Here is an 18610-nt window from a genome sequence, read left to right on the forward strand (position 1 = left end):
AAGAACAAATCTCCCTGAAACGAAAAAAAGAATCCCCGAAATGCATTACGTTCGGGAATCCCTGGAGCTAGCGAACGGCAAAACAACCATATTCTCAAATTGTCGCGATTCGCTTTCGATGGTCATGTGCCCGCCATATTTTTCGCAGATTCGCTTAATATTGGTCAATCCGTAGCCATGATATTCTGGATTTGCTTTTTTGCTCTGCAAATTGGTTATCTCCCGCTCCACATGATTGCGAACACGGATAAATAACGCAACTTCATTGGAACGAATATGTATAAGGATGTGCCTATCTTCGGCCATTTTTATTTTTTTTGAAGCCTCGATGGCATTGTCCAGCAAATTACCCAGCACAACGCATAGATCATAACGATCAACGGGCAGCTTGCTGTCGAACAGAAGAAGCTCAGTTGCCATAGTAATCCCATTCGCTTGTCCGATGTTTAACGCATTGGTTACCAGAGCATCGATAACAAGATTGCCGGTGTTGATTCGGTGATACGCCCCTTCAACCTTGTTCAGCGTGACGCGGATATGCTCGCTCGCTTCGACCGTCATGCCCCGACTGATGCATTCTTCAATGTATAGCAGGTGCTGGTTAGTGTCGTGAATGATGCTTTTGATCTTTTTGAAGCTATGCACCGTCTTTTCATAGTTGGCGTCCTGATAATTCATTTGAAGCTGGAGCTGTGTATTTTCGTGCAAAAGCTGGAATCTCGCCATGACCGTATCAAGGATATAGACGACCAGCACGTTGACTATGATAAAGCCAAAAACCGAAAGGAAATAATTGATGTTTTTTTCGCTGTAGATCGTAAGCACATTCACCTGATAGATACTGATGGCTGGCACACTGAGAAACAGCAAATAATAACGGAAGCTTAGCGGGTAGCTTCTTCGTTTGGAGAAAAAGCGAATGACTTGAATCACCGCAAACATGATTATACAGCTAATTAGTAGAGCTCTACCATAAAGCATCTGATCCCCATTATTGCTGGTGTAGGCATTGTCCAGCGCCACGGACAGCGAGGGATCAAGCAAATAAAGACAAAGCGTGTTAACAAGCGTCAGCAGCACGGCATAAAGAACGGAAAACACCAATTTCATTCGCAGCTCAGCCTCATACCCCAATGACAAACAAAAAATAACCGTCACATACAGCAGGTTGGACCATAACAAGGAAAAAGGCACGGTCAAATACAACACATTGATAATCAGAAACGCCAGAATATACTTCCACTTCGTTGGCTTGCTTCTCTCTTTGCCAAAGACGGAATTAAAATAAAAATTCACTTGAACAGCCATAACCAGCACAATACTCAGGTTCAACAGCAGAATAAGAGGCTCCATCGTTTCAATCCGCCCTCATGACCATAAATTTGGTACATGCATCTTTAACTTCCTTGATCTTGGATCGGCCAATCGGCAGCTCCAGCCCGTTCGACATCACTACGTTATTCCCGGAAAATTTATGCACGTGAAGCAGATTGATAAGAATCGAGCGATGAATCTGCAGAAATTTGCTGCTTTTTAATGCCTCTGCATATTGCGAAATCAATCCACGACCGTCATAGACGGCACCCACCGTCGTAAATTTCAGCTTACTCTTCACCGTCAAGCTTTTAGCCGCTTCTATAGCAATAATGTCCTCGATTCGCAGCACAAATTCCTCATATGCCGATTTGATAATTAAAATATCCTGATCCCGTTCTTCAAAATACCGACACAGCCTCAGCAGCTTACTCTCGAAAACCTCTGCCTCAATCGGCTTCATCAAATATTGGAAAGTAACCACGTCAAAGCTTTCCAGCATGTATTCGGCGTAGCTCGTCAGAAAAACAATTTGTTCGTGATTCCGCTTCATTTCCCGCAGCCTGCGCGCAGTCTGAATACCGTTTAAGCCGCTCATCTCAATATCAAGAATGAGGATATGGAAAGGAGCCTCCTCCTTCTCGTAATGCGCGATTAACCCCTCGCCGGAAGCAAACTCTACCACCTCGAAGTCGTTCCCGCTTTTGACTGATAGAGCGACCAGCATCCCTCTTACCTTCTCCCTCTCTCTTTCCTCATCATCGCAAATAGCAATTCTGTACATGCGATTTCTCCTCTCTTAAACAAAAAATGTTACCACCTACCTCCATTTTCAGCTAATTTCTTGCAATTAATAGCCTTGCCATTTCTTCAAAGGAAGTAAATATCTCACGTATATAAGGCGCTAAACATGCACGTATCGCTTCTCCATTTTGCTCAATTTCATCTAATTGGTGTAAATAGTCGTGCAGCACCCACTGGCACAGAATGAAAAAAACTCGCTAAGCTCATCTTAATATCTAGCTGTGACATGCTTATCCCTCTCCTCATAAATAATCACTATGTAGTATAAAATATTTCCACTACGAAGACATCTCTAATTGCAACATTACACTTTTTTCTAACATAATAATCTGAAAATCATATTCGGAAGCCTGTACAGGAACCGTGAGGAATTACCTATGATTTCACTGGTTGAGGTTCAAGGATTTAGAAAAGCAAATTTGAATCCCCATTATACCTATAAAAGGGCTGGGCAGAAAACGTTATGTTTTCTCGCCCAACCCTTTTATTTTAGGGACTTTTTGGACAGCCACACGCATTATAGCTTAAAAATACATCCCGTCCTCCCGCCTCTGCATAATAAACGAGTACGCCATTTTTCCAGAATCGTGTATTCACATCATCGGGAGGAATGCCTTCGATGCCCTTGGACAACAGAGTGTCCTGCCTTTTCAATACATCATAAACAACAACCTCGGTCCTACTGTCAGCTTCTTCCCCATCGTTAAAATGGGCCTTCTCGTATAGGGTAAGATCCATCGAAACATGCCCTCCATCATCATCAACCAGCAGCATATGTGAACGGGCATTTTCATAGCTCGACCATTCCGTCCATTGCTGCTTGGTAAAGTCATAGCTGATGAGGCTTAATGCTGACTGCCCCTCCTTTTCTCTCTTCAATGTCAGCCACAAGGTTTTGTCAGACTCCCGATAGTTGAGACTGTCGACTCCAGCATTGCTCCAGCCATCCGCTTGCGGCAGATCGGAGGTCTTCAACAATGGCTCCTCTTCCCGAACGCCTTCAATGCTCCGGTAAATGCCATCGTCCCACACGCTTAACTCCGTATAGCTTAAGTCCAGCATATCGTCTATCCGATACCCCATCTCTCCTTCGGATAAGAAATAGCGGGTTTTCTGAATGGCCATGTATGGATCAGAATAGGAAAGATACGTCTCTGCGTCGACATACCGCACGCCTTCTTTTTCCCCGCTGTCGATGATGGAATACCCTATCTGGCGCGGGCTTGTTCCCTTCAGATAGCCTGGATCATAGCTAAAAAAGGAATGTGCATACTCCTCATCCCGATAAATGAGCGCCTCAATCGAGCCAGCCACAATGTCCTCCGGCGTTGGCTCCTGATCGGTCACTTCAAGTCTCACCAGCTTTTTATACTCATCATTGGTATGGAATGTTTTATAGACCAGCATACTGCTGCTATTTCCGCTCCAAACAGGCTGCTCCAGTGTAAAACGGGCTTGCTGCTTGCCTTCGATGATTTCCCCCGTATTCCGGTCCCAGGCATCGGCCAGCTGGTTTTCAATCAATCGTTTCCGGGTCTGGAAGTCGATATCGGCAATCCACAGCTCCTCCATTGCCGGGTTCCCCCTGGTTACAACAAAAGCAACATAATTACCGTCCGGCGATACGCTTGGATAACTTCCTTCCGCAAGCTTACGTTCCTCTTTGGTTTTAAGATTTATGGACATAATCGCGCCTTCCCGTTCGAACACTAACGTTCGTTGTCCAGATACATAAGACGGTGAAGACCCGACACTGAACAAATGTGCCTTCCCATCCTTAACCTCAACCTCCATTATATCTCCGACAGCGCTTTTCCCTGCAGTCTCAGGCTGATTCAGCACATCCGACTTTTCCTCCTCCCCCTGTCCGATTCCAGCTTCGCGCTTATCATCCGCAAGCTTTACAACGGCAATCCGCTCGCCACTCGGCGACCAGACCGGGGAAAGATATTTTCCAGCCCCTTCCGACTTAAGTAAAAGATGATTTTGATTTTGCTTCAAATCGTATACATAGACATTCCCGCCGCGGGTATATGCGAGCTTGCCGCCATCCGGCGAAACGGCAACTGCCTCGGCTCCTCCGGGCACAAGCAGCTCCAGTCCATTGTTATACTGCGCGTAAATCCCCTCTTCCTCCACAGCGTAATACCGGACATCTCCAAATTCCGCGACAGCTACGCTGTTTTCCTTGCCCAATTGCTGACTGAGCGTGAATTGGCTTGCTATATGCAGGGATGCCGCCAGCACATGCGCTTCCCGCTCCCAAGGCTTTATAACAAAGCTGCCCAGCAGCAACGCAGCTGCCGTAATACCTGCCAAGGCTCCACGCCAAATTCTGCCTTGCCTGCGCTTGCGGAGCAAGGAGGCATGCAGCTTGCGCTTCAGCTCTTCATTCACGGGCAATTGTTCCTTAAGCTGTTCCATTGTTTGTTCCCACATGACCTCGCTCATTGTTTTCCCTCCATGCAAACCGTAATTAACCGGGCCATCTTTTGTTTAAGCCGATGGGTTCTGACCTTTAGCCAATCCTCCGCTTTGCCTGTTAATTTAGCGATATCGGCATATTTCAGACCCGCTATGTACTTTAAATTAAGCAGCTCTCTTTCCAGCGCAGACAGCTCCTTCAGCGATTGCTCCAGACATTCGCCACGGGCATCTCCCTGATCCGGGAACAATCGGGAATCCGTATACCCGTACACCTCGGGATCATCGCCGTAAGCCACTTCCTTTTTTCGCCTGTAATAGTCGATGACCGTATTCCTGGCAATAACAAACAGCCATGCCTTCGCCCCCGAAGGCTCGATTCCCGATTTCCGAAGACTCTGAAACGCCTTGCGAAAAATATCGCTGACGAGATCATCCGTATCCCACGCGCTCCCCGTTTTGAAAAGCACAAACCGGTACACATCATCAAAATATAGATTGTACAGCTCCTCAAATGTCGTTCTCATGCTCCAACTCTCCCTTATAACACATCAAACGAATGAAGCCATGGAAAAGTATCATCGTCTCAAAAAATATTCATAAAAAAAGCTCGAACCGAACCGGAAATCAACGCTGGGTCTCAACCAACACGACGGACCACTTTGAAACAGGGCGAAGCACGCACAGAATTGGAGCAGAGCCAAACACGCATAGAATTGGGGCAGAGCGAAGCACGCACTGAATTGGGGCAAGCGAAGCACGCACAGTGGCAGGTTCATTCTTACGGACATTTCTGACCATTAAAAGCTGTTTTTTACGCGTTGCCAGTTTGTAAAGGACATTGGTGTCCGTAAAACCCAATAATGCCGCATATTTGAGCCAATTTGGAGCGCTAAAGGACACGGGTGACCGTTGTTTGAAGAAAATCCGGGCATTTCAGGTTCTAACGGTCATCGCTGACCGGCATATCACAAACCTGGACTAACCCCCTCTTCATTTACCCGCCATTGACCTATGAGCTAATATTCAGCAGTACACCCTTGCAACAAACCAAGTGCTGTTTATGCGGTTGAGACATAATAAAAGCATCAGCATGAGGGTAAACACCGGCAAGAGAAGAAGAACAAGCAATCGGGCCGTATGTCTCAAGAGAAAAAACGCACAAGCAATCAGCCATGCTTCACAGGAGAAAAAAGAGCGCAAGCAGCGGTCTTACGTCTCAGGAGAAAAAAACGAGCAAGAAATCGGCCATTTGTATCAAGCGAAAAACGTGCAAGCTATCGCCATACGTCTTAAGAGAAAAAAGCGCAAGCAACCAGCCTTACGGCTTCGCTGCTTGCGCTTTATTTGGAATGTCAAGTACAAGTGCGAATACTCGCATTGATTCATTTAAGCCTGCGGCAAAATATCGCTGAACACAATCGTATTGAGCCCGCTTTTATGGCGTTCAGACGGCTCTGTCAAAACGCCGCTTTGCACAAGCTGCTCCAGCACGCGCGAGCGCATGTTGTTATCGCTCATACAATTGCTGGAAAACGCCTGAAATAACTGCTGCATATGCTTGGGATAGCGGGATTTGTTCAGCTCATAGATTTCCTTGTCCAGCTCCTCCCCTATCCTGACAACCACCTCGGACGGCTCTGGCAGCAGCTCAAACAGTCGGGAGGAGTACTCCCTTCCTCCCTCAGCTCTGGTTACAATCAGATTGACCTGCTCCTGCCCGTTGTATAATTGGATATAACCCTTATCGCATAATCGTCTGTATTTATCGACCTGGCTGGGCTCCTTGCTCAGCGAACCGCTCAAATATTCGTATACGTACTCAAAATCTGCACTTCTATTGGACTGCCAATCCAGCTCTCGGCTGTCATAATACGTATTAAGTTGCCAGGCCATAACGGGGTATTTATCTGACCCGCGGCGCATATCCCCACAGACTCTGTAACGTTCTTCATCGACTTCGGACTCGAAGTCAGCCTCTAGCGTAGCAAAAGCGATGTAATCGCCCCCGTCCTTGCGCTTGACTGAAAATCGCTTGTGGTCTACATTCTTTATTTGCAGCTTATTGCCAATGCTGTACGTAATGGCTGCCCAAAATAACAAATTCATATCGTTGTCGGGAATATAGATATCCGCTTTATCTATGTCTCGCATTGCTTCAATAACATCAGGTACGTAATGAGTGCAGAGCAGTCCTGCATAATGGTTGTAGATTTCATGCATCTTTTTCCCGATTTCCCGGTCCGGCTCCGTAATAAAAATTTCCGTCCGATACTTATTTCCCGGCAGCCGATCCATAAAGCCGTATTCCTCCAATATCGCAACCTCATCCTCTACAAACAACGGCGACACCGCAAGCTCCTCCGCGATTTCATTGACCGTTTTTGGCTCATGATACGCTGCATAGGCGATATTTTGCGTAAGCCGCTTTTTCAGAAAATCGCTTGTGTCCCCTAAATGCCCGGCGCTCCCGCTATGCCCCATCGAGCAAAACCTTACTGGCTTCAATCCCAGGCTTCCAGTTTGTCTCATGTTAATCATCCCTTCCTTTAAGCTGTGTTTGGCCTCATACATATGCCATTTGACCGTACCGAGAGGAATGGCAAGCTCGCGGGCAATATCATCCAGCTTCATCCGATCAAAATAATGCCGAATAATAATTTCGCGCTGGACCTTGGATAAATAAGCAATTTCCCGTCTCAAATGAATATAAGCTTCGCTCTGCGCCAGCTCCTCCGTAAAATCGCCCTTGGCCGGAATTTCTGTCATATGCACAGAAAGAGACGTTTTTTTGCAAGCCGCGTCCACCGATCTGGCATAGACATTCTGGGCGATGCGGTAAATGTAGCTGTTGGGATTGGCGATGTTATCCCGTTTGAGCAGCGCCGCATATACCTCCAGAGCAATTTGCGATGCCAATTCCTCCGCCGCTTCCATACTTCGCGTTTTGGACAACGCAAAACCAAACAGTTTTTTGTTGTAGTCCAACATGTATTGATCTGCCGCTTGCTTCTCCATGCGCTCCTCCTTGAAGGTTGGTCGCTATATAAGTGTCCGGTATGCACAAAAGGTTGGGTTTATTTTTAAAAGTAAGAGTATTTTAACGCAGCCTGTCATTTGCCGGACATAAATGACCGTCAGAGACTAAAATAATCAGATTTGCTTTGAGCAACGGTCACCCGTGTCCTTTAGAGCTCCAGAATGATGCATTTATGTGGAATTATAGGGTCTTACGGACACAAATGACCTTTACAAACGGACTTACCGTAAAATACTCCTTCTAAAGGTCAACAATGTCCGTAAGAATAAGCCTGCCTCCAAATCCGCTTCCGTTTGCCGGATGAATGCGCCCAATGGAGCAGAGGAATAACAGGAGTGTAAAAAACTGCGCCTGTATTTATGATTATACATGCAGAAACGCGTATATCTTTTCAAATTAGGCTCGATCTGGCGAATAATTGCGATTCGTTTTCCATTTGCTTGAGATTGCTTGTGCTTAAAAGCAGCCCAACCAACAAAACCCGCATCTCCTCCTAAAGAGATGCGGGTTAAATGAGGGCTTTATGGATTATGCTTTGAAGATTATGCTGATTACACAAATGATGCGATCGCAAGAGATTAGCGATTCGATCTCCAGTGCCATTTGCCCGTGCAATCTGCCCTGCCTATATCATCTGTTCGAGTCATCTGCTCATACCATCTGTTCGTGTCATCTACTCATGACGTCTTCTTATGGCGTTCTGCTTAAGATGTTCTACTTATGACATTCTGCTTATGCCCAACTATCAACTGATGAATTTTCGGGCGGTAATCAACTCAGGAGTGCCAGGGGATCAGGTTGTCATGGTTGTCTCGGTTGTCTCAGTTGTCTCCTTGTATTCAAAATAATCGAAGTCGGCATATTTCCGCTTACGGTACGAGTCTTGACAGCAGATGCCGACAAAAGCGCCCGTGAAATGTCCCGACGAGGAATATTCGTCGGAGCATTTGCTGGCGTCAAGCTCCGTGCCGACCTGCCACCACAATGAACCGTCGGAGGAGCAATAAAAGTTCAAGGTACCGTCATGGATGACGGCGCGAAGATAAACCCTCTCCCAATCCGGGATTGGAACGCGGGATTCCAGCCATTCCGTCCGCTTGCCGTTGTCCGCGCTCAAAATGCCAATGCATGGACAGCCAAACGTTTCGCTGTAATAAATCCGCAGATAATAAAACATATTTTGATCGTAAAAGAGCGTGAGCCCCGCCATCTCATGAAAATTTTCCGGCTGGAATTCCACACAGGTCTCCACTGTCGCCCGGAAATGCTGCAGCCGCCGCGCCACAAGGCTTTGCTCATGCAGCGAAAACAGCGACTCGCGGCCGCGCAACCGGAGATAGCCCGGTCTTGCTTCAAGCGACATCCAGGCTTCCTCCAGCGGAACCCGCAGCGAGTTCAGATGAACATTCCACTTCCCGCTGTCGAAATCCTCTCGTATGGCCTCTGCCGCGAAGGGATGGGCCTCAAGCTTGGGGGCCTCCACCGTCATTTCGGCGCGATTGCCTCCATTAGCCATCCGAAGCCAGCCATCCTCGGTCCACTGACAGCGCTGGAGCGCCGTTTCCCGCCCAAGCATGCTCCTTACCTCCGATTTAAGCGGCCTGGCGCACAGATGGGCAATATACCATTCTCCTGTTTGCGTTTCAACGATGGAGCCATGTCCGCTTTTTTGCAGAATGGAGTCGGGATTATATTGATACGGCTTCAAATAATCGTCGACGCCTCTGCGGTTCAGATTGATCTCGCGGGCGGACGTAATGATCGGGTTGCAGGGGTCTGACTCATAGGGACCAAATAAATCCCGCGAGCGTGAAATGACGACGCCATGTCCAAAACCCGTCCCGCCTTCCGCCGTCACCAGATAATAATACCCGTTGCGCTTATAGATGTGCGGCGCCTCCAGACAGCCCATGTCCGTCGCTCCCCGGGAAATGGAGCGCGCTTCGCCAACCAGCGTTTGGAGCTTTGCGTCGTATTCCTGAATTACGATGGAGCCGGGATGCTCGTAGCCCTGGCGAAAATCCCATTCCAGATTAAGCAGCCATTTGCGTCCGTCGTCGTCATGGAACAGCGACGGATCGAAGCCGGAGCTGTTCAAATAAATGCGCTCCGACCACGGACCTTCGATGTTGTTCGCCGTTACAACATAGTTGTCCAGATCAAAGGCTCCGCCGTTTGTGCTGCGCATAATTGTATAGATCAGATAAAAGATGCCTTCCTTTTCGTTATACGACAGGCAAGGCGCCCAAACGCCGCCGGAGGCCTCGATACCCTTCAAATCCAACTGCGACGGGCGGTCCAGCGCATAGCCGAGCACCCGCCAATGAACCAGATCGCGGGAATTATGAATTTGAACGCCGGGAAACCATTCAAACGTGGATGTGGCGATATAATAGTCCTCGCCTACTCGTATGATAGACGGGTCGGGATTAAAGCCGGGCAAAACCGGATTTTGTATCATGTATATTTTCCCTCCAAAATAAAACTTCAACGCCATGACCTATCCCTTAACTGCGCCGGCCGTAACGCCCTTCGTAATTTTTTCGTTAAAGATAGCGTAAATCACGATAGCCGGAATTGAAGTAAGTACCATAACGGCGAATTGGGAGCCGTAATCGGATGCGTATTGTCCCGCAAAATTCATGACGGAAAACGGCAGCGTCTTCAAGCTGTTATTACTAATGAAGGTGTATGCCATAATAAACTCGTTCCAGCAGTTCAGGAAGGTCGTTACCGCAACCGTCACAACAGCCGGCATCGTCAGCGGCAAAATGATCTGAAATACGGTCCGGTAAATGCTTGCGCCGTCCATAACGGCGGATTCCTCAATCGCCCGGGGAATGCTGCGCATAAAGCCCGTCAGAATAAAGGTGCTGAACGGAACCGACACCGCTGTATAGGGCAAAATAAGTCCCCAATAGGAATCCGTTAAGCCCAGCGTCTTGAAGATAGCGAAGTTCGGCAGCAAAGTAGCGTGGATCGGAATCATAATGCCCAGCAAAATAACGCCGAAAAAGAATGCGCGCCATTTCCACTCCATCCGTGTAAACGCGTAAGCCATGGACAGCGAGATGACCGTTGTCAAAATAATCGTTGCGCCGGATACAATGACGCTGTTAATCAAATAACGAACGAATTGGCCGTCTACCCAAGCGTTGATGTAATTTTGCCATTTAATAATATCGGGCCAAACCAAAACGCTATCAGAGAAAAATTCATTGGAATCAACTAGCGAAAAGTCAACCAGCCAGACTAGCGGAAATAATTGAACGCATGCGACAAGGAGAAAAAAGATCCAGAGCATGCTGCGGTTTGCTTTTGACATCTTGTTCTCTCCTTAATAATCCAGATTTTTGTTTTTCATAATGCGGTTCAACAGGAAGGTAACGAGCAGGCAGACGATAATAAACATGATTGAAATCGCGTTGGCGTAGCCATAATTGCTGGCCGAAAACGCCTGATTATATAGGTATACCGCAAGAAACTGAGTAGAATCGCCGGGACCGCCGTTTGTGGTCAGGAACACCGTTTCCATCTGCTTCAATGCCGTAATCATAGCCAAGGTCACTTGTACCGTAATAACCGGGGAAAGCAGCGGAACCGTAATGCGCCAGTGAAGCTTGATGCCCGTTGCTCCGTCCAGACGCGCCGCTTCATATAACTCCTCGGGAATGCCTTTAACGCCTGCATAATAGAACAACAGACCCCAGCCAAAGCCGGACCAGATCAGAATGGACAGGAGAGAGCCAAGCGCCGTGCTGGAGTCGCCCAGCCAAACATGCTGCAATGATTCCAGTCCCAGAAAGCCCAAAACTTTGTTCAACAAGCCAAATGTCGGGTCAAGCAGCGAAAGCCACATTCTGGAAATAACGACAACAGATATTACGCAAGGGATAAAAAAGATGGTGCGGAACCATTTTTCCGCTTTGCCGCCGATCCGATCCAGCATAATCGCAAAAAAGATACAAATGGGATGCTGGATCAAGACAAAGCCCAGTCCCAGCAGCAGCGCATTGCGAAGGGAAAGCCAGAAGCGCTCGTCGTGCAGAAGCAGCTCCTTGAAATTGCTGAGTCCAACCATATCAACGCTTGTTCCGGGCGCAATCGTGTTCGTCAAGGAGTAATACCCGCTCAAAATGATAGGGGCTACAAAGGTCAGGATGAAAAAAGCCAATCCCGGGAAGACGAATATAAATATCGCCATCCGATCGCTTAATACTTTATGCATGATGCCACTCCTCCCAAGAGAGACAAAAAGGGCAGATCACGATGTCCGCCCTTTTCGATTTTTCTGTTTATTTTTTGCTTGCCGCTTTATCGAGCTCAGCCGCAAACTCTTCAGGGGTAATGTTGCCAATCGCCAGCTTGCCGAGAGCCGTCTGAGCCGCGTCTTTGAAGGAAGCTGTGCTGGCATCGATTAACAGGATGCCTGTTGTGGACGTTGCTTCCAGCAAAATATTGGCCAGTTCCTTTTGCACTTCGGTTTCTTTGCCAGTCAGCTCATATTTCTGGGCGGGAACAGCAGCTCCAGTGTCCCATGCTACCTTCGCCCATTGATCGGCGCTCATCATAAAGTCAAAGAATTTTTTCGCTTCCTCTTTATTTTTGGAGGCTTCAACCAGGGAATAGCCGCCGCCGTTCCAGGCAATCAGATCATTGATGCCGCCTTTTCCGTCATTCACAACCGGGAAGCGGATAACGCCCAGATTGTCGCGGAACGATTGCGGCAAGCTTTCATTAGAGGCCATGCCAGCTTCCCATGAGCCCATATACCACATCGCCGCTTTGCCTTGAGTAAACAGGTTTTGCGACGCGCCGTAGTCCATCGTCATGTAAGCTTTATTGTAAATGCCGTCCTTCACCATTTGCTGCAGCAGCGCTGCTGCTTCTATAACATAAGGATCGTCGGCAAATTTCCTTTGGCCTTTGGCTGCTTCCTTCAGGGATGTTTGCTCGCCGCTAAGCCGTTGATGCAGGTTCTGAAACATGGCGCCAATATTCCACAGGTCCTTGCCGTTCATGGAAATAGGCTCGATTTTTTTCTCTTGGAACGCTTTGGCTGCAGCCATCAGCTCGTCTACAGTTGTTGGAACCTTGATGCCATTGTCCTGGAACAAGGCTTTATTGTAATAAATAACGGAATAGTCGCTGTTGCGCGGCAAGCCGTAAATTTTATCGTTAAACGTAAATCCCGTAAATACGCCCGGCAGGAAGTTATACTTTTCGCCTTCATAATCCTTTGGATTCAGCTCGGTCACGTAACCGGCCGCTACAAGCGTATCCAGCTCGGCGCCGTTATGGACCATTGTAATGTCGATTGGCTCGTTGGAGGCCATGTAAGCTTTAAGCTTGTTTTTAAACGGCTCCTCCGCAAGCGCCTCAACGTCGATTTTTACATTTGGATTTTCTTTTACGTAATTGTCGATAACCGTTTGCTCCGCCAAGCCTTGGCCGGATTTGCGGTCAGGCAGGTTGGAGAAGAATCGGAGCGTAACTTGCTTGGTCTCGCCGGATGTATTCGTATTAGAAGGAGTGTTTCCCGGCTTGCTTGCTCCATCGTTGCTTCCGCAAGCGGATAAAACAGTTGTAAGCGCAACAGTAAGCGCCATTAACGAAAACGCTGTCTTTTTCTTCATCATGTCAAATCCCCCTCATTGTAATCCGGTATCTGCCGGTTCATGTTTGTATCATAACAAGCCATCCGCATGCTGTAAGTAGAGAATCATCGCGTAAGGTTTAGATTTATATCATAACCTCTTTCGCTTATTGTTAACCAAGTCCGGGCAGGCTACACTGAAAGTATGCTTCAATACGGGGCTGTCCGAATAGTCTGTTACGGTGAATAAATATTCAGCAAAACCGGTACCTGCAGGAAAAGGGTGTCTTGGAAGCTCAAACCTATTTGTCGGCTTTTTTTTGATCCTATTTTGTAGTGGATAAAAGCCGACAAAAAAACTCGCCCTCAAGACACCCTTTCCCCTCCGGTCCTTTCTGTTGAATAGTTATTCGTTCCGTTTGACTTTTCGGACAATCCCTTAATTAAGATGACAAAATGATCAGCATCAGGCCAGAGTGTGAAGGGTTCTGGAGAAATGCCTATGCTTACGAGGTAACGTTCTTTCAGAACGTTTTAAGCGTTCGCTTGTGTTCCTGGATCTCACCCATTGAACAATTAATTCAGAGAAATCCGGGAACAATGGGCGATCGGAAGAACTTTTCACACGTCGGCCCGCACCGCTGAAGCTCTTTTGTTCAACTTATATAGGCGTCTATTTGAACAACCTCAAAGAGAGTTGGAAGCAGATATGGTCAAATCCTTTTATCATTGGAGCCTGAAAACAAAGCTGATTGTTATCATTCAACTCATCACGGCGCTTGTGGCCGTTACGCTGGGTTATTTTTCGTTTGAAACGTCCAAAACCCAGATCGTTAACAAGGTCAGCGTTTCAAACCAGTCCGTTATTACGGTGATCGACAACAATGTAACGCGCATGCAGCGCTCGATCTCCGACTGGGCTACTGTTTTTGTGCTGTCGTCTACGGTTCAGCAAGCCTTGCAGATGCAAGCCAATGAACAGGATGCGCTGGAGTTCGCTCTTTATTCGGGGCCGGCTGCTTCGCTGATGGATCAGATGCTGGTTACGGGAAATTTTGATTATTTGGCCTTGTACGGCGAAAGCAGCAGCGATCCGCTTTACCAGGTTGCAACAGATGACAGCAGCGGCCCCGCCAAGCTGGAAACGATAACGGCCAGCGAGGTATACCGGCAGACGGAGCGGCTAAACGGCGCGCCTTATTGGTTTCCGCTGACGCTTACGAATAATGCTTTTATCGAATACAACCGGCAGGGCAAAATGGGCATGAGCCGCATCGTCCGCAGCACGTTGAATGGCGAAAAGCTTGGCGTTATTTTTGTAGGCGTCAATCATCAGACAATCCGCAGCCACTATTTGAAAAACCTGTACGATCAGGATCACGGAATTCTTATTCTGGATCAAAACGGCCAGTCGATGCTGGCGGCAGGCAAAACGTTTTATGAGCCGGATTTGGCTCTGTTTAGTCCACAGGAGAACGATTTGCAGGAACCAAGCGGTTCGCGCGTCACGCAAATTGGCGGAGAGGAGCTGCTGATTTCCTACAGCGTAATGGACAATGGCTGGCGCATTTATTACGCCGTGCCGCTCCATCTGCTGACGAAGGAATTAAACGCCATTAAATTGTTTGTTGGCCTGGCTATACTGGGCATCATCGTATTGACCGTGCCGCTGACTACTCTGCTGACGTCCTTTTTGACTGCGCCAATCAAGAAGCTTCTGATCTCCATGCGGCGTTTTCAAAACGGGCATTTCGGAGAGCGCGTCGAGGTCAAATATCAGGATGAAATCGGATTGCTCAGCCAAGGCTATAACAATATGGTATTAAATATTAAAACGCTGGTGGACGAGGCCTATGTGCTGCGCCTCAAGGAAAAAGAAGCCGAACTGAAGGCATTGCAATCACAAATCAATCCCCATTTCCTTTACAACATGCTGGATATGATTTTTTGGGAGGCCGAAAAGGCGGGGCAGGACCGGATTAGCGACATGGTCATTACGCTGTCAAGACTGTTCAGGCTAAGCCTGAACCGCGGTAAAAGCTTTACCAGCCTGGGCAAGGAAAAGGAATTGATCCGGCAATATTTGAAGCTGCAGCAAATGAGATTTGCGGACAAGCTGACCTGCGACATCGACATTCCCGAGGAGCTGGAGCATTACGTCATCCTGAAGCTGCTTCTTCAGCCCTTTATCGAAAACGCGCTGATCCACGGCATCGAGCGCAAGCGGGAAGGCGGGTACGTAAATGTCAGCGCCAGACTTGACGGCGAGCAGCTTTCTTTTGTCATCGAGGATAACGGAATAGGCATGGATGAAAGCATGCTTAAGGAAATAACCGAGCTTCAGCCCGAATCGGACGTTTATACCGCTCAGGAAACGGGCGGATACGCCATCCAAAATGTTATTCAGCGCTTGCGCCACTACTATAAGGATGATTATAAATTGACCTACATCAGCGAGCCGGGCAAGGGCACGCGGGTCGAACTGAGCATCCCTGCTATGACGGAAACCCGGGAGGAAGAAAAGCATGGTTGAATTGTTAATTGTGGATGATGAGGAACGCGCGAGAAGCGGCATCAAAACGTTGATTGATTGGGAGGAGCACGGCATAACCATCGTTGGCGAAGCGCGCGACGGAGTCGAAGCGCTGGAGCTGCTTGAAACAAGACACGTTGATATTATGCTAACCGACATCCGCATGCCGGAGATGGACGGCCTCAAGCTTATTGAAAGCGTCAAAAGCCTCTACCCGCATATCAAATCAGTCATTATGAGCGGCTACGACGATTTTAATTATGCCAAAAAAGCGCTCAGTCTTGGCGCCAGCGACTACCTGCTCAAGCCAAGCCGCCGCCAGGAAATATTGGATACCGTCCTGAAGCTGTCGGACGAAATACAAGCTGAACATGAGCAATCGCAGCATATGGAGCGTCTGAAGGCAGGCTTCCGCGAAAGCCTGCCCTTGATGCGGGACAAGGCGTTGAGCCGTCTGCTTTTGTCGGAGGACGCGCCTCATGCCAAGCTGCTTGACAACCTTGCGTTAAGCGGCCTGACCTTTCCCCATCCCTATTTTGGCATCATCCGTATCCAGATTGATGATTATCTCCAGCACCAGAACCGTTTTGGCGCTTTCGATTTTGAATTGCTAAAATACGGCTTAAAAAATATTTGCGAGGAAACGTTGTCTCAAGCGGGGATTTGCGCAGCCGTGGAGGAGCAGGACGATATAGCCGTTATTCTGAACGTGGAGCAGGAAATGACGGTCTCAGCCTTAAAGCCGCTTGCAGAAAAGCTGATCGCCAATGCTGCCGCTTTTTTACGTCTTAGCGTCTCCGTCGCCATTGGCTCCGCGGACAAAGGCATCAACCAGCTCCGAACCGCCGGACTGCTTGCTGCAAACGCCTTGGATACGGCTTTTTATCAGGGCCCGGGCAAGCTGATCGACTATGAGGAAGCTATGGATGAAGACTCTCTGAAGACCGCCTATCCCATCGAGCTGGAAAGGCTGGTCCTCCAGTCGGTCCTATCGGGAGACGAAGGGCAAATCACGTCCGGCCTCCTGTTATTTCAGCAATCGCTTCATCATGAAAAGCAATCCAAGTCATTGGTGCTTAAATTTGCTTTTGCGCTATATTTTTCACTGTACCGGCTTTGCATTGAAAAGGAATTGGACGTAAACGCTCTGTTTGGCCAGGACCTGGAGGAGATTACAAAAAAGCTGGCCAAGCTGAACATCGACAGCATCTATGCCGAGCTGCATAGCACCGCATTATGCATCGCCCGTCAGCTCAACGAAAAAAAACAAAGCAACAAGCTGTTCGAGTCGATTCTGGACTATATCCGCGAGCATTACAGCCAGGACATCAGCCGGGAAACCGTAGCCAAGGAAGTGTTTATTACGCCCGGTTATTTGAGTCTGCTGTTCAAGCAGCAGCTTAGAAGCAGCTTCCTTGATTTTCTGCACAAGGTGCGCATGGAGAAAGCATGCCTGCTGCTTAAGGATCAAAGCCTGCGCGTCGCGGATATCGCCCTTCAGGTGGGCTACAACGATGAAAAATATTTTTTTCAGGTTTTCAAAAAATATATGGGCATGACGCCCAAGCAATACCGCAATACGATCAGCTCTTAACGGACGGCTTTATTCCAGCGGTACTGGTACGTAAAATTCATGCTGCCCGTTTCCAATTGAACCGGGAACAGCTTGCCGTTGGAATAAACCAGCAGGTTGTTTCCGGCTTTCACAGCACCGTAGTCGGTACCAGCCATCCCCTTGGGCGCATCCACTTGTGCCGTCCATAACACCTTCTGCTCCTCCAGCGAAAGCAGCGAAAGGCTCCATTTCTTATCGTTTCGTTTTTCCAGATGGCCAACCACGACGTTCCGCCCGTCGTTTTCCGCAACCAGCACTGTTTTTTCCAGCAGATCGGGATACATGCCGTCCAGACGCTGGGTCAGCTCCCAAGCTTCGTCATTCGGCAGGGCCAGCGGTGAAGTCGATGCAAAAAAGTCGTTGCTGAGCGTATCCTTGTACGCCGGGTTTTCCGTCACCTTCTGGAGGGAAAAATCTACTTTATAATATTTTCCGTCCAATGCATACAGGTAAAGCTCATCCTCTGAAGCAACGTAATAATCGTTGGCGGCATAGCTCAAATTGTCCTCCAGACCAGGATAACGCTTCAGCCACTCTGCTTCGGTCAGCGCCGTTTTCCCCGTCATGGGATCAACAAAAAATAACGTTTTTTTCTTTGTGTTGATGGTCAAAATGCCTTCCTTGGTACCTCCGATTACCGATTCATGCCAAACCGATCTGCGATGCCAGGCATTACGGCCCGTCTCCAAATCAACCGCAATCATCTCGAAACGGGACGTACTGGTGGAGATGCCGTTGGACTGTCCGTTTGGAATGATCATTCGCATTTTATTGATCGCAAGCCGCTGGCCGTCTTGCTCCGCCAGCACTGTTTTTGAATCCGCCTCAATCCTCACCGACCGGCCTGCGCCGTTAAACACAAACAATACAAACGACCCGCCCAGAAAACCCACAGCTATAATGGCAGCTAGCGCAACGGCCGCTTTTTTCAAAGCAAACGGCTTGGAGGAGGACCTTTTTACCCAACTGTATGCTACTCCCAATATAGCAAACGCTATCGCTCCGTAAATGATATAAAGAGTCAAATCCTGTCCAAACCAGCCCGTTGGCTGCCAATTCCGAAAAAAGTCCATGACTATTCCTCCCCAGTTCCTTCGGCCCTTATGCCTTTCTCCAAACCACTCACACCTTGGCCTGACGCTACTTCTCTATGGTTCTGCTTATATATCATCCAGTACGTTTATTCTGAAAAGTCTACCATATGGAAGAATGTCTCAACAACCATGACCACATTCGTAAGCCAAAAGGCATTACAGCGGTTATAAAAGCGTTGCACACTGTAGG

Annotated in this window: 12 protein-coding genes; 2 read left to right on the forward strand and 10 right to left on the reverse strand. The window is 48.2% G+C overall.

The annotated features are described in order from the left end of the window. Positions 1-45: 45 nt before the first annotated feature. From A7K91_RS05305 to A7K91_RS05350, 9 genes are all read right to left on the reverse strand, one after another. Complete coding sequence (locus tag A7K91_RS05305; RefSeq protein ID WP_068680431.1) at positions 46-1353, reverse strand: ATP-binding protein; 1308 nt, start codon at positions 1351-1353, stop codon at positions 46-48. 4 nt (positions 1354-1357) lie between these two features. Continuing rightward, positions 1358-2098, reverse strand: a complete 741-nt coding sequence (locus A7K91_RS05310) for a LytR/AlgR family response regulator transcription factor (RefSeq protein WP_068680432.1) — start codon at positions 2096-2098, stop codon at positions 1358-1360. A gap of 509 nt (positions 2099-2607) precedes the next feature. Beyond that, on the reverse strand, positions 2608-4569 hold the full coding sequence (locus A7K91_RS05315) for a TolB-like translocation protein (RefSeq protein ID WP_068680434.1): 1962 nt from the start codon (positions 4567-4569) through the stop codon (positions 2608-2610). After that, positions 4566-5069, reverse strand: a complete 504-nt coding sequence (locus tag A7K91_RS05320) for an RNA polymerase sigma factor (protein WP_068680435.1) — start codon at positions 5067-5069, stop codon at positions 4566-4568. Before A7K91_RS05320 ends, A7K91_RS05315 begins: the two co-directional genes overlap by 4 nt. Before the next feature lie 862 nt (positions 5070-5931). Next, complete coding sequence (locus A7K91_RS05330; protein WP_068680438.1) at positions 5932-7560, reverse strand: sigma-70 family RNA polymerase sigma factor; 1629 nt, start codon at positions 7558-7560, stop codon at positions 5932-5934. Positions 7561-8375: 815 nt separating this feature from the next. Continuing rightward, positions 8376-10049, reverse strand: coding sequence for a glycoside hydrolase family 43 protein (locus A7K91_RS05335; RefSeq protein ID WP_068680595.1), 1674 nt, complete (start codon positions 10047-10049; stop codon positions 8376-8378). A 33-nt stretch (positions 10050-10082) separates the two neighbouring features. Beyond that, positions 10083-10907, reverse strand: coding sequence for a carbohydrate ABC transporter permease (locus A7K91_RS05340; RefSeq protein ID WP_068680440.1), 825 nt, complete (start codon positions 10905-10907; stop codon positions 10083-10085). Positions 10908-10919: 12 nt separating this feature from the next. After that, entirely contained in the window at positions 10920-11810 is an 891-nt protein-coding gene (locus tag A7K91_RS05345; protein WP_068680446.1) for a carbohydrate ABC transporter permease, read from the reverse strand. Positions 11811-11877: 67 nt separating this feature from the next. Next, positions 11878-13221 (reverse strand): ABC transporter substrate-binding protein, encoded by a 1344-nt coding sequence (locus tag A7K91_RS05350; protein WP_082967253.1) that lies wholly within the window; start codon positions 13219-13221, stop codon positions 11878-11880. Between the two features lie 666 nt (positions 13222-13887). On the opposite strand from A7K91_RS05350, the gene A7K91_RS05355 reads away from it, so the two are divergent. Both A7K91_RS05355 and A7K91_RS05360 read left to right on the forward strand, forming a co-directional pair. Then, positions 13888-15711, forward strand: coding sequence for a sensor histidine kinase (locus tag A7K91_RS05355; protein WP_068680453.1), 1824 nt, complete (start codon positions 13888-13890; stop codon positions 15709-15711). After that, on the forward strand, positions 15704-17305 hold the full coding sequence (locus A7K91_RS05360; protein WP_068680455.1) for a response regulator: 1602 nt from the start codon (positions 15704-15706) through the stop codon (positions 17303-17305). Before A7K91_RS05355 ends, A7K91_RS05360 begins: the two co-directional genes overlap by 8 nt. Here the strand turns inward: A7K91_RS05360 and A7K91_RS05365 are convergent. After that, positions 17302-18399, reverse strand: a complete 1098-nt coding sequence (locus tag A7K91_RS05365) for a PA2928 family protein (protein ID WP_068680461.1) — start codon at positions 18397-18399, stop codon at positions 17302-17304. The genes A7K91_RS05360 and A7K91_RS05365 overlap by 4 nt on opposite strands. Positions 18400-18610: the final 211 nt, after the last annotated feature.

This window comes from Paenibacillus oryzae, assembly GCF_001675045.1.
Taxonomy (GTDB): Bacteria; Bacillota; Bacilli; order Paenibacillales; family Paenibacillaceae; genus Pristimantibacillus; species Pristimantibacillus oryzae.

Excerpts from the sequence above, each read along its gene's own strand:
- A7K91_RS05305 (WP_068680431.1), bottom strand. The coding sequence starts at position 1,353 with ATGGAGCCTCTTATTCTGCTGTTGAACCTGAGTATTGTGCTGGTTATG.
- A7K91_RS05310 (WP_068680432.1), bottom strand. The coding sequence starts at position 2,098 with ATGTACAGAATTGCTATTTGCGATGATGAGGAAAGAGAGAGGGAGAAG.
- A7K91_RS05315 (WP_068680434.1), bottom strand. The coding sequence starts at position 4,569 with ATGAGCGAGGTCATGTGGGAACAAACAATGGAACAGCTTAAGGAACAA.
- A7K91_RS05320 (WP_068680435.1), bottom strand. The coding sequence starts at position 5,069 with ATGAGAACGACATTTGAGGAGCTGTACAATCTATATTTTGATGATGTG.
- A7K91_RS05330 (WP_068680438.1), bottom strand. The coding sequence starts at position 7,560 with ATGGAGAAGCAAGCGGCAGATCAATACATGTTGGACTACAACAAAAAA.
- A7K91_RS05340 (WP_068680440.1), bottom strand. The coding sequence starts at position 10,907 with ATGTCAAAAGCAAACCGCAGCATGCTCTGGATCTTTTTTCTCCTTGTC.
- A7K91_RS05345 (WP_068680446.1), bottom strand. The coding sequence starts at position 11,810 with ATGCATAAAGTATTAAGCGATCGGATGGCGATATTTATATTCGTCTTC.
- A7K91_RS05350 (WP_082967253.1), bottom strand. The coding sequence starts at position 13,221 with ATGATGAAGAAAAAGACAGCGTTTTCGTTAATGGCGCTTACTGTTGCG.
- A7K91_RS05355 (WP_068680453.1), top strand. The coding sequence starts at position 13,888 with ATGGTCAAATCCTTTTATCATTGGAGCCTGAAAACAAAGCTGATTGTT.
- A7K91_RS05360 (WP_068680455.1), top strand. The coding sequence starts at position 15,704 with ATGGTTGAATTGTTAATTGTGGATGATGAGGAACGCGCGAGAAGCGGC.
- A7K91_RS05365 (WP_068680461.1), bottom strand. The coding sequence starts at position 18,399 with ATGGACTTTTTTCGGAATTGGCAGCCAACGGGCTGGTTTGGACAGGAT.